Annotated in this window: 22 protein-coding genes; 6 read left to right on the top strand and 16 right to left on the bottom strand. The window is 40.7% G+C overall.

Going from position 1 to position 22301, the window contains the following annotated elements:
- Window positions 1–281: 281 nt before the first annotated feature.
- The 7 genes from NFR51_RS01670 to NFR51_RS01640 form a co-directional block, all read right to left on the bottom strand.
- Window positions 282–1448, bottom strand: a complete 1167-nt coding sequence (locus NFR51_RS01670; RefSeq protein WP_251712035.1) for a nucleotide sugar dehydrogenase — start codon at window positions 1446–1448, stop codon at window positions 282–284.
- A 34-nt stretch (window positions 1449–1482) separates the two neighbouring features.
- Window positions 1483–2808, bottom strand: a complete 1326-nt coding sequence (locus tag NFR51_RS01665) for a glycosyltransferase (protein WP_251712034.1) — start codon at window positions 2806–2808, stop codon at window positions 1483–1485.
- A 351-nt stretch (window positions 2809–3159) separates the two neighbouring features.
- Window positions 3160–4767, bottom strand: a complete 1608-nt coding sequence (locus NFR51_RS01660; protein ID WP_251712033.1) for a hypothetical protein — start codon at window positions 4765–4767, stop codon at window positions 3160–3162.
- A 213-nt stretch (window positions 4768–4980) separates the two neighbouring features.
- Window positions 4981–5874: an SPFH domain-containing protein gene (locus NFR51_RS01655; RefSeq protein WP_251712032.1), complete on the bottom strand. Its 894-nt coding sequence runs from the start codon at window positions 5872–5874 to the stop codon at window positions 4981–4983.
- A 60-nt stretch (window positions 5875–5934) separates the two neighbouring features.
- Window positions 5935–6603 (bottom strand): hypothetical protein, encoded by a 669-nt coding sequence (locus NFR51_RS01650; protein WP_251712031.1) that lies wholly within the window; start codon window positions 6601–6603, stop codon window positions 5935–5937.
- On the bottom strand, window positions 6593–7486 hold the full coding sequence (gene miaA, locus NFR51_RS01645) for a tRNA (adenosine(37)-N6)-dimethylallyltransferase MiaA (protein WP_251712030.1): 894 nt from the start codon (window positions 7484–7486) through the stop codon (window positions 6593–6595). The genes NFR51_RS01650 and miaA overlap by 11 nt, the downstream gene beginning before the upstream one ends.
- A 102-nt stretch (window positions 7487–7588) precedes the next feature.
- Window positions 7589–9004, bottom strand: a complete 1416-nt coding sequence (locus NFR51_RS01640; RefSeq protein WP_251712029.1) for a polysaccharide deacetylase family protein — start codon at window positions 9002–9004, stop codon at window positions 7589–7591.
- A gap of 198 nt (window positions 9005–9202) precedes the next feature.
- Between NFR51_RS01640 and NFR51_RS01635 the strand changes: the two genes are divergently transcribed.
- Both NFR51_RS01635 and NFR51_RS01630 read left to right on the top strand, forming a co-directional pair.
- Window positions 9203–9382 carry a DUF3042 family protein gene (locus tag NFR51_RS01635; protein ID WP_251712028.1) on the top strand — a complete coding sequence of 60 codons (180 nt, stop codon included), beginning with the start codon at window positions 9203–9205 and terminating at the stop codon, window positions 9380–9382.
- Window positions 9383–9406: 24 nt separating this feature from the next.
- Window positions 9407–9577 (top strand): DUF3042 family protein, encoded by a 171-nt coding sequence (locus NFR51_RS01630; protein ID WP_251712027.1) that lies wholly within the window; start codon window positions 9407–9409, stop codon window positions 9575–9577.
- Window positions 9578–10646: 1069 nt separating this feature from the next.
- On the opposite strand, the gene NFR51_RS01625 is transcribed toward NFR51_RS01630, so the two are convergent.
- Genes NFR51_RS01625 through NFR51_RS01615 form a run of 3 tightly spaced genes read right to left on the bottom strand, consistent with a single transcriptional unit; the run spans window position 10647 to window position 11600 of the window.
- Window positions 10647–10919 (bottom strand): DUF1048 domain-containing protein, encoded by a 273-nt coding sequence (locus NFR51_RS01625; RefSeq protein ID WP_251712026.1) that lies wholly within the window; start codon window positions 10917–10919, stop codon window positions 10647–10649.
- A 1-nt stretch (window position 10920) separates the two neighbouring features.
- On the bottom strand, window positions 10921–11280 hold the full coding sequence (locus NFR51_RS01620; protein WP_251712025.1) for a DUF1048 domain-containing protein: 360 nt from the start codon (window positions 11278–11280) through the stop codon (window positions 10921–10923).
- Window positions 11277–11600, bottom strand: a complete 324-nt coding sequence (locus NFR51_RS01615) for a PadR family transcriptional regulator (protein WP_251712024.1) — start codon at window positions 11598–11600, stop codon at window positions 11277–11279. The genes NFR51_RS01620 and NFR51_RS01615 overlap by 4 nt, the downstream gene beginning before the upstream one ends.
- A gap of 165 nt (window positions 11601–11765) precedes the next feature.
- Between NFR51_RS01615 and NFR51_RS01610 the strand changes: the two genes are divergently transcribed.
- Window positions 11766–12698, top strand: a complete 933-nt coding sequence (locus tag NFR51_RS01610) for a dihydroorotate oxidase (protein ID WP_251712023.1) — start codon at window positions 11766–11768, stop codon at window positions 12696–12698.
- A 139-nt stretch (window positions 12699–12837) separates the two neighbouring features.
- On the opposite strand, the gene NFR51_RS01605 is transcribed toward NFR51_RS01610, so the two are convergent.
- A complete protein-coding gene (locus NFR51_RS01605; RefSeq protein WP_251712022.1) occupies window positions 12838–14508 on the bottom strand; it encodes a hypothetical protein in 1671 nt (556 codons plus the stop codon).
- Between the two features lie 437 nt (window positions 14509–14945).
- On the opposite strand from NFR51_RS01605, the gene NFR51_RS01600 reads away from it, so the two are divergent.
- From NFR51_RS01600 to NFR51_RS01590, 3 genes are read left to right on the top strand one after another with little or no spacing between them, the layout of a single operon-like run.
- Entirely contained in the window at window positions 14946–15680 is a 735-nt protein-coding gene (locus NFR51_RS01600; RefSeq protein WP_251712021.1) for a metal ABC transporter ATP-binding protein, read from the top strand.
- Between the two features lie 6 nt (window positions 15681–15686).
- Window positions 15687–16541, top strand: a complete 855-nt coding sequence (locus NFR51_RS01595; RefSeq protein WP_251712020.1) for a metal ABC transporter permease — start codon at window positions 15687–15689, stop codon at window positions 16539–16541.
- Window positions 16538–17470, top strand: coding sequence for a metal ABC transporter substrate-binding protein (locus tag NFR51_RS01590; RefSeq protein WP_251712019.1), 933 nt, complete (start codon window positions 16538–16540; stop codon window positions 17468–17470). The genes NFR51_RS01595 and NFR51_RS01590 overlap by 4 nt, the downstream gene beginning before the upstream one ends.
- Before the next feature lie 413 nt (window positions 17471–17883).
- On the opposite strand, the gene gnd is transcribed toward NFR51_RS01590, so the two are convergent.
- The 5 genes from gnd to hprK all read right to left on the bottom strand — a co-directional run bounded on the left by gnd (window position 17884) and on the right by hprK (window position 22269).
- On the bottom strand, window positions 17884–19305 hold the full coding sequence (gnd, locus tag NFR51_RS01585; RefSeq protein ID WP_251712018.1) for an NADP-dependent phosphogluconate dehydrogenase: 1422 nt from the start codon (window positions 19303–19305) through the stop codon (window positions 17884–17886).
- 123 nt (window positions 19306–19428) lie between these two features.
- Window positions 19429–19995, bottom strand: a complete 567-nt coding sequence (locus tag NFR51_RS01580) for a YtxH domain-containing protein (protein WP_251712017.1) — start codon at window positions 19993–19995, stop codon at window positions 19429–19431.
- 1 nt (window position 19996) lies between these two features.
- Window positions 19997–20416: a DUF948 domain-containing protein gene (locus NFR51_RS01575; RefSeq protein WP_251712016.1), complete on the bottom strand. Its 420-nt coding sequence runs from the start codon at window positions 20414–20416 to the stop codon at window positions 19997–19999.
- A gap of 133 nt (window positions 20417–20549) precedes the next feature.
- Window positions 20550–21335 (bottom strand): prolipoprotein diacylglyceryl transferase, encoded by a 786-nt coding sequence (lgt, locus tag NFR51_RS01570; RefSeq protein WP_251712015.1) that lies wholly within the window; start codon window positions 21333–21335, stop codon window positions 20550–20552.
- 10 nt (window positions 21336–21345) lie between these two features.
- Window positions 21346–22269, bottom strand: a complete 924-nt coding sequence (hprK, locus tag NFR51_RS01565) for an HPr(Ser) kinase/phosphatase (RefSeq protein WP_251712014.1) — start codon at window positions 22267–22269, stop codon at window positions 21346–21348.
- Window positions 22270–22301: the final 32 nt, after the last annotated feature.

Genomic DNA, 22301 nt, shown 5'->3' with positions numbered 1-22301 from the left:
TATTATAATATATCTTTCTATTTTAGTAAATTCTGAACACGAGTGAAAAACGTTTACAGAACAGCTGTGATTTCATCAGTCTTAATCTAGCTGAAACTTGCCTTGCCATTTTCCAGTAGTTTTTCTTTCTGCGATAAAAAATAAGAGCACATAAAAAATCCTCCTCTCCATTCTGTACAAATCTGAGAGAAGGATTACTTTTTATGTGCTTAGTTCTACGATTTTCCGTAAGTAAAAAATCCTTTCTTAAAAGCTCACTGTCGGAGAAGCTTAAACTTTAGCTATTCTGTATGAAAAGCATCTCTTGTATAGACCTTTGTCAGAACATCATCGAGATACACATCATATCTGTTCGCCAGTATAACATCACTCTCTGCTTTAAAAGCCATCAAATCATGAATAACCTTTATTCCTTCAAAGTGATCAATTTCTAATAAAGGTTCATAAATAACGATGCGTTTTCCCTTTCTTTTGAGGCTCCTCATTATGTCCACGAGCGCACTGTTCTTGAAATTATCTGAGTCTTTTTTCATTGTCAATCTATATATTCCAATTACTCTTGAATTTTTGGAGCAAATCTCATCTTCGATGTACTTTTTCCTCAGTTCATTGGAGCGTGTAATTGCCCCAATAATTTCTTGAGGAATATTTGAGTAACTGGCCTTTAGGGCTTTGGCATCCTTGGGTAAGCAGTATCCGCCATAACCAAACGAAGGATTGTTATAATATTTGCCTATCCGATCATCTAAGGCAATCCCTGTAATGACTTCTTTAGCATTGAGGTGTTTACTTGCTGCAAATGTGTCCAATTCGTTAAAAAAACTCACTCTCATCGCCAAGTAGGTATTTGCAAACAACTTAATCGCTTCAGCTTCAGAACTCCCTGCCAACAAGACTTCTACTTCTTTTTCAAGGGAACAATCTTTAAAAATATTTCCCAGCATCAAGGCACGTTTGCTCCGTTCCCCAACTATTATTCGTGTCGGATGTAAGCAGTCGTATAGGGCTCGCCCCTCTCTTAGAAATTCAGGAACAAAAATGATATTTTTAGTTTTGTGCTTTTTTCGCACCTTATCCACAAAACCAACCGAAACAGTTGATTTTATCAAGATAACCGCATCCTTTTTGATATTTAAAACATCTTCAATAACCTGTTCGACCAACCCCGTATCAAAGTCCCCTCGCTTATCATTGTAATCCGTTGGAACTGCAATGATGATGTAGTCAGCAAAATCAACAGTTTTTTGTAAATTTGTCGTAAAGTTTAGCCTTGGATTTTCCGTATGCAGAGATTCGATAATCTCTTCATCTTCAAGGTAAGAATGCTGATTTTGCAAACATTGCACCCTGCTCCAACTGATATCATATCCGATAACAGAATGCCTTCTCCCCAACAACAGTGCGTTGGAAAGTCCCACATATCCTAAACCTATTACTGAAAACTTCATGCTTTTTCTCCTTATTAATTCGTCATTGCTAAACTTACCGCGTGCCCCATCTTATTGACTTAAGAGTCAAAAAAGAGTAAAGGCGTACTGGAACCAATATCGTAATATGAATAAATCCATAGATGATAAATAGGATAAATCCAAGATCCTTCGTCCTATAAATCCCATACAGGGAACGAAGAAGGGCAATGAGTATCAGTATTTCAAGATAACTATTTAAATAAATAAAGGTTGACTGATAGCTAGTGAGGATGAGCATATAAATAAGTGTCAGCAGCAAGCAGATAGGCAAGAGAAATTGCATAAACAGCTCATAGAGCAAATAAATATTTTTCTTATAAATGAATGGTAGGGTCCACAGCATTTCTCTATAAAACGATCTGTTCCAGCGCACCTGCTGCTTGATATAGGCGGACAAGTTTGTCGGTACATAAGTGAAAGCTTCTGCAAAAGGATTATATTCGACCTGCCAATCTCGAGATAGAATCAGGTTGGTCAAGTGTCGATCATCGCCATAAGTGCAGTAAGAACCTAGAAATTTCTGATCTATGTATTTGTCTTTGACTTCCTCTATAATTTCAGCACGATAGACTGAAAAAGGACCCGAACAACACATGACTACCGAGCATAAACTCTGTGCAGCGCGTTCTTGATTAAAAGCAACCCAATATCGGTAGCTAATCAACTTGGACACCAGATTTACATTTTTGTTTTCAACGCGTACATCTCCCGTTACAGCGCCAACTTTCTCATTTTCTAAAGGTTGAATTAACTTCAAAACACCCTCAGAATCATGGATAATCGTATCCGAATCTACAGTAACAATCAGTGCCTTGCTGGCATGGTCAAAACCAAGTTTTTGCGCATGTCTCTTCCCTCTATTTTCTTGATAAAAAACCTGAACTTTCGGGTCTTCATCAAATTTTGAATAGACGTCATCAATCAATACCTGCCTATTAACCGATCCGTCATCTATCACCAAAACTTCCAAGTCGACAATATTTTGCTTTCTGCAACTGTCAATACAGCTATAAAGTATATCTGGTTCTTCGTTATAAGCAGGAATGATAATCGAAACCGAGTCTTCAAATGTTTTTTTCTCATGCCTCCCTGTGATTTTCTCAGCTTTTTTTATTGACTTGCCCTGCTTTCTCTTGCGTAAGAACTCTAAATGCGCAAAAGAAACTTGTATGGCTAAATATATCAGTACGAAAACACCATAAAATATAATCCCTTGGGCTATGGCCTCACTCTTAGTTAAGCTCGTTTCAATCGTTTTTTGTATCGATAAATACTGTACCAATGCAAATATAAGCAACCAAAATACAATTATTCCTAGGATGCCTTTATATTTTTTCATCCGCTCCCCTTTATAAGATTCTTTTAGACTCTATCGTCATACATCATGAAATGTCGCATTTCTTTCTTAATTCGTACCTCCTACTTCAACATTATTTATAGTCAAAATTCATCACTACCTTTCCATACTAATAGCTCCCTTATAAAAATTCAAGATAAAAAAATTTAGAAAATAGAACTTTTTTCAAAAGAAAACAGGGGAAAGTTAAACTTTCCCCCTTTTTCATCAAACTATTAATCCCCTTATCTGTAACTTTTTCTATATATTTATTTCCAGTTCTCTCTTTCTCATAAAAAAGCACTCAATGGAGTATGTGAAGTGCCCTGTTGAGTGCTTTTATGTAATGGATTTTTATTGTCTGACAATGAGGGCTGGGCGCGTGCCTCCTCTAGTACCACCCCATGTGTCTTCAAGATCACTGAACCATCCTCCCATAGATATTAGCCAGCCATTATTTGCTGATGCAGGAGTACGTGTCATCCAAAAGACACCATCTGGCTGTTCAGGTATACGTCGGGATTCTCTATTAGGAAAAATGCGTATAATATCTGCCATGGATAGTGAAAATGCACGGGGAGTTCCGTTCGAATCAACTCGAGTCTCATCTTCTGCAACTGCTGGGAAATCACTCAGATTGATCGGGCGATTTATAGCCCCGTCTGTCCAAGTAAGTTCCCCAACTCCAACTTGTCCTGTCACAAAAGTGTTGGCTACGGGCTGAACCATAGCTTGAACTGCTGGGTCAAGGTTGCCATACCATGTGTTATTGAAAGTGTCTTGATTATGAAAGCGTGCATGACGAATGGCATTTTCACGGATAATCATGTGGTTATGGTTCCCCATATTCTCCAAATAACGGTACTGCTCCCCAGCCATAGTAAAGATGGTTCCCGGTGCCATGATACTAAAGTTGATTTGGTCGGGTTGAACATCATCATCTGGTCCCGGGTTCCCCCAGTTGTTATCAATAGAACCGTTCTGTACGGCTGTCAGGAAGTCTGACAAATCGGCATGATGCGTATAGTCTGGATCCACAGCCAAGAAATCATTGATACGGTCAGGACTGATCAGTTGCCCATCCACATGGATACCATAATAATACTCGCCCGGGATGTTGTCTGCCGCTGCGGTCATCTGAGCCGCATCCAAGAGGTAAGAGGTGGTCTCCCCTGCTTGGAGTTGATTCGCCCAGTAGGCCCAGCCTGTTTGGTGGTCGATCACCCAGAAGTTCCCGACTTTCAAGTTATTAGGCAGGGCTGCCCACTGGCTGATTGTCATCGGGGCACGTTCTTGTTGCAGGTTTTGAGCCACATCATGGGTGACTTCTTCGCCCGGCCAAACTGGACCGCTGTTATCAAAGCTGTCGCCAGAGGACCAGTAGGCATCTGTACCGTCTCCGGGATGTGTGGCGCCATCTGTGACACCGTCTGTGGCTGTACTTGTGACCCAGTCACGGGCATGTCCTGCAGAGGCGGTCATCAGGTCTGAGTTGTCCCGATTGAAGGTGGGCATGAACCATGGGGCATCTTGGCCTGAACGGGTCCAACCAAAGGTCAGGTTGGCGTAGGTGTTGAAGGCAGCTGAGTCACCTACACGGGTGTTGAGGTTGGTCTCTGAGGGACGCATGACCGTCCAAGTGTTCACTTGGTCACGGATGGTACCGTTCACTATAGGGGTGAAGTCTGTGTCTCCTGTGGCGCGTTTCTCCATGAACTCGGAGAGGCGGATACGGGCCATGAGGGGCACATTGCCATAGTTCTCCACGAAGACGTCCTTGTTTTCGGTGTCACGGTTGTAGTAGTCGTGGACACGGCCGCCGGGGATGTTTTCCCGGAGACGGTCATTGATGGCCCGCTGGTTGAAGGCTTGGAAGGCGAAGGTGCCGCCTACCAAGAGCAATAAGAGGGACAGGAGCGCGAGGTTGCGCAGCCGCCGCTGGTTTTTCTTTTCTGGTGTCATAAACTCCTCCTTTGACGTAACTTGTACTTTTAGATTTTCATTACATATACATTTCTAATGTTACGTTCACTTTCTGAGTCTATAGTATAAAAAAAAAGTCAAATGAAATGAGTGTTTGATGAGAAAAGGGGGCTTGGTTTGTCTGAGGGCTTGGCTTTTAGACATGAAGAAAAGAAGCCCCCAGAAGGAGCTTCTTGACTCTATTATCAAATTTTATTTGGCCTTTAAGGCACTCAAGATTTGTGTGCGAAGGTCTTCAATACCGTCCGCACTAGCTGGCAAGAAGATCGTCGAATTCCCACCATTCGCAAACTGGTTGAGAGTATCCAGATACTGATTCATCAAGAGAATAGACATGATTTGATCCTCCGTTAAACTTGCACCTGTGTTTTTAATTTCAATAATTTGTTGGGCAAGCCCATCAACGATAGCCTTACGCTGCTCTGCAATACCCACACCACGTAAGCGGTCTTTTTCTGCTTCTGCTTCCGCTGAGGTTACAATTTTAATCTTCTCTGCGTTAGCAAGCATTTGTGAAGCATCCTGTTTGCGTTGTGCAGCATTGATTTCGTTCATGGATTGCTTAACCTCTGCATCGGGTTCTACACGAGTGATGAGGGTTTTAACAATGATGTAACCATAAGTGGTCATTTCTTCTGCGACCTGATGTTGCACTTCTAAGGCAATCTCATCTTTTTTCTCAAAGACCTCATCCAGAGTCAGCCTAGGTACAGCTGAGCGAAGAGCATCTTCAATATAAGCTTGAATCTGCTCCGCGGGATTCATTAGCTTATAGTAAGCATCTTTAATGTTTTCTTCATTGACACGATATTGTGTAGCGACATTCATTGTGACAAAGACATTGTCTTTTGTCTTGGTTTCCATTGTCATTTCATTTTGCAGTAAGCGCAACTGGATGCGGGCAGCAACGCGGTCAATTCCCCAAGGCAATTTTATATGAAAACCTGCGGAAGACGTTTTTTGATACTTCCCAAAACGTTCGATGATTGCTACCGTTTGTTGCTTAATAACATAAAATAATGTACTTACACTCACCAAGAATATGATGAAAAGGACTGCAACGACAATAAGCGAAACTGTTAACATAAAACTCTCCCTATTTTGATTTTCTCTCCTAATTATACCTCATTTTTCAGAATATTCAAATCAAAATCCTTTAGAGATGTACATGTAGCCCTTGTTCTTCTCCGCTTGATAAAGAAGGGGTTTAAGATAACCGATTTTTTCAGCCTGCAAGAGCAAATCTTCAAAGTTATAACCTGTCAAACGGATATAGTTTTCATTTTCATCTGCTGTTGTCAAGTCTGAGAGCTCATGTACATCTGTAAATCTTCCCTTAAAATCAGCTTTCTTCATAACCAAGTATTCATTTTCTTGCTCCAAAACATAGTGAGGGAAAATTTGGGCAATTTCATAAATGAGTGGTGTGGTCATCTTAAGCGGAAATTCACTGAAAACAAGTGCTTCCTCTTGGGCATTCCGGTAACAAAAACCGAAGGATTTTCCTGATATATTCAGACGCACAAAACGGAAGTTTTCTGTCCCTTCTTTTCCCTCCAAACGAAAATTCGGTTGCGCTTGAAACATCGCTAAGTCACGAGACAGCGCGAAGAAATACTTGGTCGCATCCTGAGGAGAACGCTTTTGATAAAGCTCTGCAAAATAAGCATTGATAACACTTGAAGGCGGTGTCACCAAAAGCATCTTTTCTTTTTCATCCGTTAAGCTCTCTAAACGATTTTCTAAAAAGACCCGATCCTGAGCCATATAGCCGCCGTATTTCAAGCCTAAGTCAATATATTCCTTATTTTTCACTTCTTCCCTCCATATTTAAAAACTCTTTTGCACACATTATAGCATTTTCTGGATAATCCATTGATAACACATCATAAAAATCAACATTCATTCGATTACGAAACCAAGTCAGCTGCCGCTTAGCATATCTGCGTGAATTTCTTTTCACAAGCTCCACCGCTTCCTTAAGTGAGCATTCTCCTGAAAAATAAGGGAAGAATTCCTTATAACCAATTCCCTTAGCTGCTTGAACATCTGGATAGCCCTCAAATAAAAATTTGGCTTCCTGAAGAAGTCCTTCGTCCATCATTTGGTCTACTCGGTTGTTAATTCGCGCATAAAGCTCTGACCGTTCGCTACTGAGACCGAGGATACAAAATTCATAGTCCGGTTTCTGATTTTCACCTGTACCGAAAGCTTCTAATTCTAGAAAACGCACCGCCCTTCTCCTATTGAGCTCTGGAATCTCTTGGGTCACGCGCGCAAAGAGTTCTTCATCAGATAATGCCTCTAGATTTTTACGTAATGCCATCATTTCCTCATGATGGGCCTGTCCTCCCAGATGGTACCCTTCAAGAAGGCTCTGAATATAAAGCCCTGTTCCCCCTACTATTATGGGGACTTTTCCTGCTTCAATAATTTGTTCAATGCTTTGTGTTGCTTCTTGAACAAAGTCAAAAGCGGAATAACTCTCACCTACATCACGTACGTCAATCAAATGATGAAGCACAGCAGCCTGTTCTTCTGGACTTGCCTTAGCTGTTCCAATATCCAGTCCTCGATAAACCTGCTGCGAATCTCCTGAGATTATCTCCCCTCCAAATTTCTGAGCCAACTGAATCCCCAAAGCTGTCTTGCCCACAGCTGTAGGACCCACAACCACTAAAACTTTATTTTTCTTCATCCTTTTACTTTTCTACTGTTTCTTTCTATTATAGCATATAGCATTTTTAACTTTGGGAATTATTTTTCGATATAAAAAACCTCAAAAAATTGAGGGGCAATCTTATCTTGTTGCATTAAAATAAACTTGAGAATTTTTGAGCTTCCCACGCGCTTCAATCAGTTGATTTACTGTGACAAAAGTATAGCCCTGACTTTTTAGTTTCTTGATAACTCTTGCGGCTCCATCAACCGAGCTGTTGTAAATGTCATGCATGAGAATGATAGAGCCGTCGTAGACCTCATTCATCACAACCTGTTCAATCTGATCTGCATTTTTGCTCTTCCAGTCTAAAGAATCCACACTCCACTGAATGATTGGTGTCTGTGCCTGCTCATTAATCTGAGGCGTTGTTGCTCCATAAGGCGGACGTAAGCCTTGTGGGGTAATACCAAGGGTCTTTTGGACTAAATCTGCTGTATTTTTGATTTCCTCCTGAACATCTTTCATAGGAAGCTGCGGAAGGTTCAGATGATTAAAAGTGTGAGAACCTACTTGATGTCCCAAAGCATGCTCTTGCTTCACTATTTCCGGATAAAGGGCAAGACGATTGCCGAGGACAAAAAATGTTGCAGGTACATTTTCTTTTTTCAAAATAGAGAGCAAGCGTGGCGTAGTTTGGGGATCTGGTCCATCATCAAAAGTTAAAGCAAGGAGTTTCTTATTGGCAAGCTGCTTATTTCTAACCTGTTGAGCGGAAGGAATTTTTACTTTTGATTTCTCTGCTTCTTCCTTCAAATGCCCTACTAAAATTTGGGGCGTCACAACCTCTCCAAGCTCACGAAGGGGAAGAGAAACCTGTGTATAGGCCTTGGTATCCATGTTTATCTGATGCGGTGCAAAATAGAAGACTAAAGAATCATTATCCAAAACAAAGGTATTAAAATTTTTCTCAACAGGCTTTAAACCGTTTTGTAGAGCCGCCTTTGCCTTTTGTGTGGGAGGACTTTGCTCTTTTGAAAATTTGTCATAAAGATACTTAGAAATACTTTGTAAATCCTCTTTTTCATTAAGTAAATCTAAGATTTGTAATTCTTTTTCTTCTTTTAAGTCATAAGTTTTCGTAATGACTTGACTTTCTGTTTGCAACAGCGGACTGTTTTTTCGAAGCACATTAAACTTAAAACTCACGATATCAGAGGATAGTTTATAAGTTTCAAAAGACTGAAAGAAACTTCCTTTCTCTCTTAGGTTATTTTCAAGAGAAGCTTTTTTAAAAGACGAAAGCTCGTCTCTTAAAAAACTTTCTAACCTTTGATTGATTTTCTTACTTTTAGTTTTAGGATAATTCACCAAGATTTGATTTTCATTATTTTCGGACATCACCTCAATACTGAAATCCTTTAAGGTTACACTTTTTATATAGGTATTAACTGACGGGGCCTTTGACTCTTTCTTATCAACTCTTTCCGACAGCACTCCAATAATAATTCCGAAAACAGGCAAAAGCAGACCTAACCCTAACCACTTCTTTTTCATGTTCTCTTCCCCTCCCCCTCTGCATTCTGATGCTCTTCTCTCTAAGATAACAATAATTTTTAACACTTTCAAATATTTCGTCTGTTTTACACAGGCAACAGCTTAAAATACTGGGCTTAAAAGCTTACAAGTGTTATAATAAACTTATACATTTCTAAAAGTATCATCATAATTGACAAACATGGGAGGAGAAAAAGGATGAATAAATATCTTAAGGGCTATCTTATCGGAAAAGCTATTGAAATCACAGTAGCTGGAACTGCTGTGATGTTTGCTAAACATAAAGGATTGATTGATGCTGAAATGCATCCCAATCTAAAAAAAGATGTCTTCGTTGAAAACCAAAAACGTGCCAGAAGAAAACGTCTGGCGCGCTAACAATCACTCTTGGAGGTATATATTATGAATAAAAATTTTGTTGCTGGTTTTGTTGCTGGTAAAATCTTTACTCTTGCAGCTTTAGTTGCTGCTGGTGCCATTTACAAAAAACGTCGCATTGATCCTATAGAACGTAAATGGGAATTTGTGCAAGAAAACCGTAAAAAAGCAAACCGTAAACGTATTGCACCCTAAGCAAGTTATTGAAAATTTAAACAAAATTGTTCTTCAATGACTCTCAAATAGAGACTGGTCTATTTATGAATGAATAAAGAAAAAACGAGAAATTTTCTCGTTTTTTTGTCTTTCTCGCCGCCTCCAAGAGATAAGAGGCCTCTGCAAAGAGGAGGCAATACTACCCTTTCATTTATAATTACATTATGAAAGCAACAATTAAAAAACTCCCCTATAGTCAGGATGAAAGACAATATGAGTTAATAGAGCCTTATATCCTCTGTTTCTTACAATAGTCACAGGAATAAGCACGGATAAGAATGAATCAAACGACAGTCAAATTAACAACTTTATCAGGCGGATGGATTCGATTTATCAAGGTCTTTTTTTGCGCTGTAATCATACTGTAACGTATTTTAAAGGAGTGACTAACATGATATAATAGCCACGTAGAAGTTCATGGACGGTAGCCTAACTCGAGGTGATGCTTATGAAAAATTGTAGGCGATAACCTCACAATACAGAAAGGCGACAAATTTTGTCGATATATGAAACACTCTCATTGATGATCGCATTTGCGTTATTAATGATTACAGCGGTAAATAAAAACGATAAAAAATAACGTCCAACTTTAGCGAGTGACGTTATTTCACCTTAACATTGCTACCGTGCTTAATACGGCTACATGGGACTTGTTGGCGCAAGTCCTTTTTATTTAACTTTATTATAACACCGCCCTATCGGAATAGCAAGAGGAATAAAAATCTGCTGGAGCATTAATGTAGCCAGCAGAATTTCTTCTTACTCAAATACCCCAATCAGGAGTTGGTTCAATTTTTTCAAACTCTTGCATTGTATTAAACTCAAAACATGCTTTTGTCCCTGCTTTCCAGTTGTTCACTGAAACATAGGTGGTATCATCGATAACTCCAAATTTATTGACATTGAAAAACTCGAAAGGTCTTCACCAGTTTCATTTGTCATAACGGCTGAATATTTTTCAGATTTCCATCACCATAGACAAAAAACGCTCAACAGTGTCTTCTTGTACACCTGTGAAACGTTTCTCTTTTCATGAGATTTGCCGTTTTTATTTTTCACAAAGGTCATCCTGTCTGAGTAAACTGTCACTGAAGGCAGCAATATCCTTTCCCGTCACTTGCAAAACGTCTATCTCTCTCTTTGCTCCATCTTCAAAGATCTCCAGCAGTTCACGAAAAACTTGAGTATCTGTAACACCAATTTTGAAAAAATATTTTTGGATTTCTCGATAGACGATATTATAGTCTTTTGGCAAAGTTTTTACAGCCGCTTGTAAGACACGCCATTCCTTTTTTCCATCTCTTATTTCCTGAAAATTCATCTTAGTCCCTCCCTAGCTTTCTGAATACGTTACGGTTCAGCTGTTCACGGCATTTGTCACGGTAGGACTGGTAAGAGATTGGCTTACGTTGGTCAAAGAGTTCTGCAACAAAAGCCTCCTTATCTTCACCAATCACAGCTGAAACATCTGCATAGTCAGATGCTGTTTCTTCAAAGAAATCCAGCAAACTCGACATGATTGGGATAAGATTTCTCCCAGTTAAATCACTGTATCTTTGAATTTCTGGATCTAGCTCTGCCCATATCATCTGATAGCTCTCTGGCAAATACGACACCCGCTTTTCAAAGTCAGCTCGAGCAAGTGTCATATCTCTCCCTGTTATTCTTTCCCAAAAATTCATCTGTCCCTCCTTATTTCCGCAAGTTTTTCTGAAAGAAAATCCCACCTCGTCCAAAAAGCAGCCAGCTCTTGTTTTCCTGCCTCATTGAGCCTAAAGAACTTCCGTGCTGGTCCCTTTTCTGAAACTTTCTTTTCTGTTTCTAACAGTTTTTGACGTTCAAGTCTAGAAGTTATGGTATAGACTGTCCCTTCAACCACATCGGCAAAGCCGTGTTCTTTTAATTTCTGGGTAATCTCATAACCATAAGTCTCCCTCTGGCTAATAATCTGTAATACACACCCTTCTAAAACGCCTTTTAACATCTCCGTGTTCTTTTCCATTTTTACCTCTGTCTAATCTGTAATAACTCACACAACTACATAGTAACACATATTAGTAGGAAAGCAAAAAGATATAAGTTTTTTCGCAGCTATTCAGACTTAATCATTTAATTTCTCAGCTAATCATGATAGAATAGTAAAAATTATGAAAGAGGTTTTAGAGATTTGAAACAAGAAACAACTTTTGCCCATGCTAAATTTTCCAATCCTTTTATGAATGCTTCTGGCGTGCATTGTATGACTGTCGAGGAGTTGAACGACTTGAAAAAATCTGATGCAGGTGCATACATCACAAAAAGTTCAACTCTAGAAAAAAGAGAGGGAAATCCATCGCCGCGTTATGTTGACTTAGCCCTTGGAAGCATTAACTCGATGGGACTGCCTAACTTGGGCTTCCACTACTATCTAGATTATGCTTTAGAACAGCAAAAGCATCAAGAAACACCACTCTTTTTCTCTATTGCAGGGATGAGCAAAGAGGAAAATATTGAGATGCTAAAGATTATTCAAGACAGTGCTTTTTCAGGCATTACTGAACTTAATCTCTCCTGTCCAAATGTTCCGGGAAAGCCTCAGATGGCTTATGACTTCCAGGCTACAGAAGACCTTCTAGAAAGAGTTTTCAGCTTCTTTAAAAAACCACTTGGCGTTAAGCTTCCCCCTTATTTTGACTTGGTGCATTTCGACCAAATGGCTGACATTCTTAACAAATTCCCTCTCACCTATGTCAACTCTGTCAACAGTATTGGTAACGCCCTCTTTATTGATTCTGAAGCGGAAGCTGTTGTCATCAAGCCTAAGAATGGTTTTGGTGGTCTGGGCGGGCAATATATCAAACCAACTGCTCTGGCTAATGTCCGCGCGTTCTATACACGACTTAAACCAGAAATCCAAATCATCGGCACTGGCGGTATCGAAACAGGGCAGGATGCCTTTGAACACCTACTCTGTGGTGCAACCATGCTCCAAGTCGGAACAGCTCTCCACAAGGAAGGGCCCGGAATTTTCACACGAATTAGCAAAGAATTACAGGAAATTATGGATGAAAAAGGTTATCAGTCCATTGATGAATTTCGTGGTAAACTAAAAAGCCTCTGAAACTTGGCAGCTATGACAAAACTTAGTCAAGTTCAGCACGTTAAGACAGCTGTATCAATAGCTTTAACTTAAAAAATCACTCTAGCTTGACCTATTAAGGAGGCAAGCTTGAGTGATTTTTATTTTGTAGCTTTGTTCTTTAGTTAGATTGGTTGATGATGAGAGCAGGGCGAGTGCCGCCAGTCGGCAGTGGACCAAACTGGCCAACATTAAGGCCATATACACGGTCCCCAACTCGGCTAAGAGTCACCACCCAAGGGGCACTCGTGGTTGTCCCTAGCGTACGCGTCTGCCACCAGCCAAAGCCTGAAACTAAACGTGTAGCAAAATTAGGAAAAGCTCGCCCTGGACCAGATAAGCGTGTTACATCTGCCAATGAAAGTGAAAATGCCCGAGGACTGCCACTTGGATCAACTTGCGTAACATCAGCCGCAACATCTGGGAAGTTTGTGAGGTTATCTGGCAGCCACCCACGATTATCTTCCGCAGTTAAACTGACAAAATTAAGCTCAGCATGATCAACACTGCCTGTATTAAAACTATCAGAGACTGGCTGAACCATATCTTGAACTTCTGATGCAAGGCTGGTGTACCAATCATTGAGAATATCATTATGGTTCGCCCAATGAACATCTCGTATCGCATCATTCCGGATAATCATATGATTCCCAGAACCCATGTTTTCAAGGTAGCGGTACTGCTCCCCTGCCATGGTAAAGATACGCCCCGGACGCATGGTCGAAAAGTCAAAGGCTGCTGGTGCACTGTCTTCGTTAGGCAGTGGGTTCGGGCCGTCATCGTACATCACCCCGTTCTGGATACCACGGAGGAACTCTTCTAACTCCGGATGGTGTTGCTCCCCATCATTGAGGAACTCCTCATGCTGGTCAGGACTTACTAAGCCACTCTCGACATGAATCCCATAGTAGTAAAAGCCGTTAAAAACCTTGTCCTCAATGGCAGCTGTCATCTCCGCTGCATCAAGCAGGTAAGAGCTGGCTTGCTCACTGTCCAGTCTGTTGGCCCAGTAAGCCCATCCTGTGTTGTGGTCAACCACCCAGAAGTTGCCTATCTTGTCTTCGTTAGGCAAGTTGCTCCACTGGTTCATGGTCATTGGCGCACGGTCTTGTTGTAAGTTCTGGGCAGTTTGGTTGGTCACTTCTTCTCCCGGCCAGATTGGACCACTGTTGTCAAAGTTTTCGTTTGCTGACCAGTAAGCATCAATTCCGTCTCCCGGATGTGTCGCACCGTCTGTGACCGCATCTGTAGCACCGTTCCCTTCAATCCAGTCCCGCGCATGTCCTGCCGCTGCTGTTCTCTGGTCTAAGTTGTCGTGGTTGAAGGTGGGCATATACCATGGGGCATCTTGACCGGAACGTTCCCAACCGAAGATGAGGCTGGCATACTGGTCGAAGGCATTTGAGGCATTGCTATTTTCTCGGTCATTGATATTGCCTGCGCTTGGAATCCATGTGGTCCAGTTTTCTACATCGTCACGGCTGGTCCCTGCGACCAGGGGCGTGAAGTCCGTTTCGTCACGCTGGCGGGTTTCGAGGAACTCGGACAGGCGTATCCGAGCCATGATTGGTCGTTCGCCGTAGTTTTCCACGAAGACGTCCTTGTTTTCGGTGTCACGGTTGTAGTAGTCGTGGACACGGCCACCGACATTGATGTCCACTTCATTCAACCGATCATTGATGGCCCGTTGGTTGAAGGCTTGGAAGGCGAAGGTGCCGCCTACTGCGAGTAGCAAGAGCGACAGGAGTGCGAGGTTGCGCAGCCGCCGCTGTTTTTTCTTTTCTGGTGTCATAAACTCCTCCTTTGGCGTAACATTTACTTTTGGATTTTCATTACATATACATTTCTAATGTTACGTTTACTTTCTGAGTCTATAGTATAAAAAAAAAAAAAGGTCAAATGAAATGAGTGTTTGATGAGAAAAGCGGAGAAAGTATTTATCTCTTTGCTTTGTTTTTTTATAGCCTATCCTATAAAACATTTGACTTTTTTTAGTATAACCTGTAAAATATTGTTTAATTCACTTACGATGGATACTTTTTAATTCTCTGTTTCTCGACTTGAACGCTAATTACAGAGCAGGAAGAAAAGAGACTTCAAAAAATTTATTACTGGTCCGTGCTGTTTTCAGCAGACCATTTCTTCGAAACTTAAGAAATGCTATCAATACCAAGTATCTTGGGCGCCAGCAGTCGCTCACTGTGACCGTTTAAAAATTAAGAGGAATAGATGCTAAAGATTACAAATTTATCTGTTGAATATAAAGGAAACTTAGCGTTGGACAACATCTCACTAAATATTCCAGCAGCTACCTGTACAGGAATTATTGGTCCAAATGGGGCTGGAAAATCAACTTTGATGAAAAGTATCTTAGAGATGGTTCCTGTCAAGACAGGAAACGCCACTATTGATAACCAACCTATCAAAAATTTCAAGCGAAAAATTGCTTACGTTGCACAACGTAGCGAAATTGATCTCAGTTTTCCAATCACGGTTTTCGATACCGTTCTCACAGGGACCTACCCGAATTTGAAGTTGTTTCAGAAACCACGGAAAAAAGAAAAAGAAAAGACACATCAAGCTTTGCATAGACTTGGGCTTGATGCGTTTAAGGACAGACCACTTAGTGACTTATCTGGCGGACAGCTTCAACGAGTTTTTATTGCACGTGCTCTGGCCCAAGAGGCTGATTACTACTTTTTAGATGAGCCTTTTGTTGGCATTGACATGATTAGTGAAAAAATCATCATTAAAATTCTTGAAGAACTAAGACAAGAAGGCAAGTCAGTCCTTATCGTGCACCACAACCTTCATAATGTAAAAGAATACTTCGACTATCTGATTATTCTCAACAAAAAACTTGTCTGTGCAGATTATATTCCTCAGTGCTTTACTAACAAAAATCTCCAAAGTGCTTATGGAGAAGCTTTGGGCAACGTCATCATCAAAGAAAGCGAGGTCTAAATCACGATGGATATCCTATTTTCTCTTTCTGACCTTACAGGACTGACTGTAACAATGCTAAGTGCTTTTATTGCTGCTATCCTGTTAGGAACTATTTCAGGAATTTTAGGAAGCTTCATTGTCCTTCGCCGTCTATCACTGATGGGAGATGCGCTTTCTCATGCTGTTTTACCTGGTGTAGCTCTTTCTTATATGCTGGGCATTAACATCTTGATTGGCGCAACCCTTTCAGGCATCTTGGGAGCCGTTCTGATTCAGTTCATCATCAAGCACAGCAATTTAAAAACAGATGCCTCTATTGGTATTATCCTAAGTAGTTTTTTTGCATTGGGCATTGTATTAATCACAAAAGCCGAAAGTGGTGTTGACCTTAATCATATTCTCTTTGGAAATATTCTCGCAGTTACACCACACGAACTCATACAATCTTTTGTATTATTGCTCATCGTTGTTCTTGTCGTCAAGCTTTTCTTCAAAGAATTACTCATTACCTCCTTTGATCCCGTCATGTCTAGAGCTTACGGACTAAAAAATAATTTTTATCACTATCTTCTGATGATTCTCCTTACTCTCTTCACGATTTCCGCCTTAGCTCAAGTTGGGATTGTACTTGTAGTTGCCATGCTCATCATTCCAGCCTCTACCGCTTATTTGTGGGTTAGCACGCTTCCGCGCATGATTATCATGTCCTCTATCTTGGGTATCCTTTTTGGGATACTTGGAGTTATTTTGAGCTTTCACTATGACCTCCCCACAAGTGCCACTATCGTCATTGTTGGTGCTCTCGCTTTTGCCCTGTCATTTTTCCTCAGTCCACGTAACGGTTTTCTCCACTATACTAAGAAAGGAACATCACTATGAAACTCAAGCGACTTGCTCTTGTTGCCGTGTTAGCCGCACTCTTTCTCCTTATTACAGCCTGTGCTTCCCCAAAAGAAGAAGCTGCTGCCTCAAACAAATTGAAAGTTGTCACAACCTACTCTATTATTGCTGATATTGTTGAAAATATCGGAAAAGATCACGTTGAGGTCTATAGCATGGTTCCTCGTGGAACAGATCCACATCTCTACGACCCTAAACCCAATGATACACAAGCTGTAGAAAAGGCTGACCTTGTCTTTTACAATGGTCTAAATCTGGAAACTGGAAAAGGATGGTTTGATAAGCTCATTAAAAACAGTCGTAAAGAGGAGGCCAGTTTCATGGTGAGTGAGGGAGTGTCACCGATTCACTTAAGTGAAAAAGGGAAAGAAAGCGAAGAAGACCCACATGCGTGGCTTAATATTCAAAATGGAATTCTCTACGCTCAAAACATTGAAAAAGAGCTTTCAAAGAAAGACCCCCAAAACAAAACAACCTATCAAAAAAATCTCAAAGCATATACAGAGAAATTACAGCAATTAGATACTGAAGCACAAAAGAAAATCGACAGTATTCCGAAAAATGACCGTATTCTGGTTACAAGTGAGGGAGCTTTCAAATATTTTGCTCAACGATACGGCTTGACTGCTGAGTACATCTGGGAAATCAATACGGATAATCAAGGCACACCTTCACAAATGACACGTATAAACAGCATCGTGAAGGATAAAAATGTAAAAGCACTCTTTGTTGAAACAAGCGTTTCCCCTAAAACAATGGAATCTGTCTCACGACAAACTGGGGTGGACATCTATTCGAAAATATTCACAGACTCTCTGGCCGATAAAGGGCAAGAGGGAGACACTTACTATGACATGCTCAAATGGAATATTAATCACATCTATGAGGGATTGAATAGAAAGAAATGAATGCTTCTCAATTTCTCCCTGTTGAAAGAACAAGTGAAAATCGACTGAGGAAAGTTCCAAACATGAAAAAAAGTGCCTAACCACAGCATTATGATGCATGGGTTAAGCACTTTTTGTTTGTGCTCCTTAACTCAAATCAATCTCTGATTACCTCTGTCCCATTCTCTTTAATTTTTCTGTTCTCATAATAAGATAAGAGAACGAAGACCGAGCTTTCAAGCTCGGCGAGGTGCTTTCAAATCAATCCTCTGTATACCAGTCATAGTGGAAGACACCATCCATGTCCGTACGTTCGTATGTATGCGCACCGAAGTGCCACTATTCTTTGCGCTTTAGCGCTTAGAAAAAGTGGACAGCGCAGTGAGCAGAGCGAACGAAGACCGAGCTTGAAAGCTCGGCGAGGTGCTTTCAAATCAATCCTCTGTATACCAGTCGTAGTGGAAGACACCATCCATGTCCGTACGTTCGTATGTATGCGCACCGAAGTAGTCACGTTGTGCCTGAATCAAGTTTGCGGGCAAGTTTGCAGAACGATAGCTGTCATAGTAGCTGATTGCACTTGCAAATGTTGGCACTGGAATACCTGATTGAACAGCAAGACTTACAACCTCGCGTACTGCTGCTTGATAGCGTTTTGTGATATCAATGAAATATTCATCCAAAAGGAGGTTTTCAAGATTCGGGTCCTTGTCAAAAGCATCTGTGATGTTCTGCAAGAACTCTGCACGGATGATACAACCTGCACGCCAGATTTGCGCGATTGTACCGTAAGGGAGATCCCAATCATACTCTTTTGAAGCTTGACGAAGTTGGGCAAAACCTTGTGCATAACTCATGATTTTTGAGAAGTAAAGCGCTTGACGGATTTTTTCCACAACTTCAGCTTTATCGCCTGAGAATTTTGCTTCTGGACCGGATAATATCTTACTTGCTTTCACACGTTCGTCTTTATAAGTCGAGATGAAACGGGCAAAGACAGATTCTGTAATCAACGGCAATGGTACCCCCAAGTCAAGAGCACTTTGTGATGTCCATTTACCTGTACCTTTATTTCCAGCTTTATCAAGGATTTTATCCACGATATAACCGTTTGTACCTTGATCATCTTTGCGTTTAAGGACTTCTTTTGTGATTTCGATAAGGTAGCTGTCCAACTCGCCTTCGTTCCATTCTTCAAAGATTGCTTGGATTTCAGCGTTGTCAAGTCCGAGTACACGTTTCAAAAGGTCGTAAGATTCGGCGATGAGTTGCATGTCGCCATACTCGATACCATTGTGGACCATTTTTACATAGTGACCTGCACCATTAGGACCCATATAAGCCACACACGGTTTGCCATCTTGAGGTGCTTTACCTGCGATTTGTTCAAAAATTGGTGCAATCAAATCATAGGCTTCTTTTTGTCCACCAGGCATGATTGAAGGCCCTTCAAGCGCACCTTTTTCACCGCCAGAAACACCTGTGCCGATAAAGTTAATACCTGAGTCTGCAAGCTCTGCATTACGGCGCATTGTATCTGGGAAATGTGTATTTCCGCCATCAATCAAGATGTCGCCTTTATCCAAATGTGGTAAAAGTGCTTGAATAGTCGCATCAGTTGCTGGACCAGCTTGTACCATAAGCATGATACGGCGTGGTTTTTCAATGGCAGCTACAAATTCTTCGATTGTTTTTGTCAAAACAAAATTTTTATCTGGATGTTCAGCTACAACTTCTTCCGTTTTTGCAGTCGTACGATTAAATAGGGCAACCGTATAGCCACGTGATTCAACATTGAGGGCTAGGTTTTTCCCCATAACGGCCATACCGACTACGCCAAAGTTAGCTTGAGTCATTGTAAATCCTCCAATTTTTTTATCTTTTATAGCTCTATTATAACGTAAATTCTTTACAAAAGCTTATATAAACGCTGTAAATTCTTTACAAAACAAAAACTGTCCGAGGACAGTTTTTCATTTTTACCATTCTGTTTCTGAAAGTTCTTTGGCCTTTTTTTCAAGGTCGTCTGCTTCTTCAGAAATCTTATCAAAGTCGATATTATCTTCAACCTTTTCGGCTACTGTGTCAATATTATCATCAAGCTTTTCTTTAAATTCTGCTGCTTTTTCAACAACTTCATCTATAATTTCTGATTCATTTTCATCAAAAAGCTCTTCTGTGCCTTCTTTGGCTTGATTAATTTTATCAACAATCGCATCACGTGTACTGTTGAAAAACTCAACAACTGATTCCTTAGAGAGTTCACCTGAATCTACTTTTTCTTTAATCCAATCACGCTTGTTTGTCAAATACTCTTTCGCAGAGTCTGCGGAGAGTTCGCCTGAATCAAAGCGCGCTTTAATGTCATTAAATTTTTCTACAGAAAAGTCACGCAGATTATTAAGCGCTGCCTCTGGATCCTCTTTGAAGTCATCATACATTTTTCCTGCATCTTCACGCATTTCGCTGCCTTTTTTAGGAGCGAAGAACAAAGCTGCAGCTGCACCAACTAAAGCACCTACTAAAAATCCTGATTTTTTAGACATATTATTTATCCTCCACTTTCTTTTTCTTCTTTAAAAATTTGTTTGCTGTTTTAGCCAACACCAAGGTTGAAGCTGAACGTCCAACATTTCCTGTTTTTCTTGAAAAACGTTCCACCATATCACGACTGCTCTTGTTCACTGCAGTTACGCTTTCTGAAAGCTCTGCCACTGCCACAAAAAGAGGATCAATCGTTGCTACCTTCCCGTTGACATCATCCAAAAGAACATTGGCTTTAGCCATTAGTCCATCTGCTTGATGGAGTAAAACATCCACATCGCTGGATACTAACTTGACTGTACGGTTGGCTTCTTCAACAATTTTTGAAACTTTAACCAAAAGTATAATCAAGAAAACAACCAAGGCTGCAAATGCAATTGCAATAATCAACCAAGCTATAGCTTGAATACTTATATCTCCCATAGTCCACCTCCAAAACCGCTTAAATCTATGCGGTAATTTAACTTTATTATAGCAAAATTAATATTTTTTATAAACTAATTTATATTTTTATAAAAAGCACTTTTCCAGATAGCCAAGAAAAAGCACTTTTTATTTAATCAAATTTTTTTAATCGTCTAATCAAAATGAAAGCAATACCTGCTATGACCATCAATGCTGAAAAAATCTGTGATATCCTCAACGCGCCAAGCATCAGGCTATCTGTACGCATACCTTCTACGATAAAGCGGACTAAACCATACCAAATCAGGTAAAAGGCAAAGATTTCACCGCGCTTCAATCCTGGGAGACGATGACGGAAAATCATAATTATTAAAAAACCTGTAAAAGTTCCAACACTTTCATAGAGGAATGTCGGCACACGATAAGCACCGTCAATAAACATCTGTTCTCGAATAAAGGAAGGCAAATAGTTTAATTTACTCACTGCCTCACCATAGGCTTCTTGATTGATAAAGTTGCCCCAACGCCCAATAGCTTGCCCTATAAGTACTCCTGGAACACTGATATCTAGGAGATCCAGTGGGTTAATCATTCGATAATAGGAAAAGATAAACAAGACAATAGCACCAGCAATCAGACCGCCGTATATAGCGCCGCCACCGTCCCAAAGTGCAATAATTTCACCTGGATGCTGACTGTAATACCCCCATTCGAAAGCGACATAATATGCACGTACACCAATCAAAGCGATGGGAAAGGCCCATAAGATATAGTCAATCACATCGTCTGCCGTTAAGCCACGGCGAGGCGCTTCTTTGCAAGCGAGCCACACCCCTAAAGATGCTCCTGCAACGATAAAAATTGCATACCAATGAATGGAAAAAGGACCGAGTTCTAAAGCAATTTTATTTATTGCTAAATTTGGAAAATAGTTCACAGTTAACTCCTTAGCTGTTGTTTTCAATCAAATGTGTCAAGCGATCTTCAAAAAGTGCCGTTGCATCATAGCCCATATCTTTAGCCCGATAATTCATCACCGCCGCTTCAATAATAGTTGAAACATTTCGGCCTGTTTTCACCGGGATTTTAATCTGTGGTACTTCAACGTCTGCTAAAATGATATTTTTAATACCATTTCCCAAACGGTCAAATTCGCCGCCCACTTCATAAGGCTCAAGATAAATCGTTAAGTCAATATCCGTTTGGTCTTTAACAGCACGCGCACCGTATAAACTCATAACGTCAATAATCCCGACTCCACGCAACTCCAAAAAGTTTTGCAAAACAGGCGCAGGCTCACCAGCTAGTGTGAAAGCATCTTTCTGGAAAACGTCAACGCGGTCATCAGCGACTAAACGATGGTTACGTGCCACCAAGTCCAGAGCTGTTTCAGATTTCCCGATGCCACTTGCCCCCTGAATCAAAACGCCAACACCATAGATATCCATTAGGACACCGTGTACACTCACGCGTTCTGCCAACTCCTCATCCAAGTAGGAAGTCAAGATGCTGTTTAAACGACTGGTTGTCTCACGTGACTGCAACAACACAATGTCATGCTTACGGGCAACATTGATCATCTCCTCTGGAATGTCCAAGTTACGGGCAACAATAACGACTGGTGTGAGTTCTGTCATTACTTTTTTGAGAATATCATAGCGGGCATCCCCCACCACATTCATCATGTAAGACCATTCTTTCATCCCAAACAGTTGAATCCGTTCAGGTGTAAAGTACTCAAAATAACCAGACATTTCTAAACCTGGACGTAAAATATCTGAAGTCGCCACTTCTTTCTGAAGCGCTGTTTCTGTCGAATAGATAACATTAAACTTAATTTTTTTTATGAGATCCTGCACTGTGACTGTCATAACCGTCTCCTATCGTCTTTTTCTTTACTTAT

The organism is Lactococcus ileimucosae (genome assembly GCF_943193185.1).
In the GTDB taxonomy this organism is placed as follows: domain Bacteria; phylum Bacillota; class Bacilli; order Lactobacillales; family Streptococcaceae; genus Lactococcus; species Lactococcus ileimucosae.
This window is presented reverse-complemented; position numbering and strand designations above follow the sequence as displayed.

Bases quoted from the DNA above. Each gene is read 5' to 3' on its own strand.
- NFR51_RS01595 (WP_251712020.1), top strand. From the start codon at position 15,687: ATGGATATCCTATTTTCTCTTTCTGACCTTACAGGACTGACTGTAACA.
- NFR51_RS01670 (WP_251712035.1), bottom strand. From the start codon at position 1,448: ATGAAGTTTTCAGTAATAGGTTTAGGATATGTGGGACTTTCCAACGCA.
- gnd (WP_251712018.1), bottom strand. From the start codon at position 19,305: ATGACTCAAGCTAACTTTGGCGTAGTCGGTATGGCCGTTATGGGGAAA.
- NFR51_RS01620 (WP_251712025.1), bottom strand. From the start codon at position 11,280: ATGAATTTTTGGGAAAGAATAACAGGGAGAGATATGACACTTGCTCGA.
- NFR51_RS01580 (WP_251712017.1), bottom strand. From the start codon at position 19,995: ATGTCTAAAAAATCAGGATTTTTAGTAGGTGCTTTAGTTGGTGCAGCT.
- NFR51_RS01600 (WP_251712021.1), top strand. From the start codon at position 14,946: ATGCTAAAGATTACAAATTTATCTGTTGAATATAAAGGAAACTTAGCG.
- NFR51_RS01575 (WP_251712016.1), bottom strand. From the start codon at position 20,416: ATGGGAGATATAAGTATTCAAGCTATAGCTTGGTTGATTATTGCAATT.
- NFR51_RS01630 (WP_251712027.1), top strand. From the start codon at position 9,407: ATGAATAAAAATTTTGTTGCTGGTTTTGTTGCTGGTAAAATCTTTACT.
- hprK (WP_251712014.1), bottom strand. From the start codon at position 22,269: ATGACAGTCACAGTGCAGGATCTCATAAAAAAAATTAAGTTTAATGTT.
- NFR51_RS01625 (WP_251712026.1), bottom strand. From the start codon at position 10,919: ATGAATTTTCAGGAAATAAGAGATGGAAAAAAGGAATGGCGTGTCTTA.
- NFR51_RS01635 (WP_251712028.1), top strand. From the start codon at position 9,203: ATGAATAAATATCTTAAGGGCTATCTTATCGGAAAAGCTATTGAAATC.
- NFR51_RS01605 (WP_251712022.1), bottom strand. From the start codon at position 14,508: ATGACACCAGAAAAGAAAAAACAGCGGCGGCTGCGCAACCTCGCACTC.
- NFR51_RS01665 (WP_251712034.1), bottom strand. From the start codon at position 2,808: ATGAAAAAATATAAAGGCATCCTAGGAATAATTGTATTTTGGTTGCTT.
- NFR51_RS01590 (WP_251712019.1), top strand. From the start codon at position 16,538: ATGAAACTCAAGCGACTTGCTCTTGTTGCCGTGTTAGCCGCACTCTTT.
- NFR51_RS01660 (WP_251712033.1), bottom strand. From the start codon at position 4,767: ATGACACCAGAAAAGAAAAACCAGCGGCGGCTGCGCAACCTCGCGCTC.
- miaA (WP_251712030.1), bottom strand. From the start codon at position 7,486: ATGAAGAAAAATAAAGTTTTAGTGGTTGTGGGTCCTACAGCTGTGGGC.
- NFR51_RS01615 (WP_251712024.1), bottom strand. From the start codon at position 11,600: ATGGAAAAGAACACGGAGATGTTAAAAGGCGTTTTAGAAGGGTGTGTA.
- NFR51_RS01640 (WP_251712029.1), bottom strand. From the start codon at position 9,004: ATGAAAAAGAAGTGGTTAGGGTTAGGTCTGCTTTTGCCTGTTTTCGGA.
- NFR51_RS01655 (WP_251712032.1), bottom strand. From the start codon at position 5,874: ATGTTAACAGTTTCGCTTATTGTCGTTGCAGTCCTTTTCATCATATTC.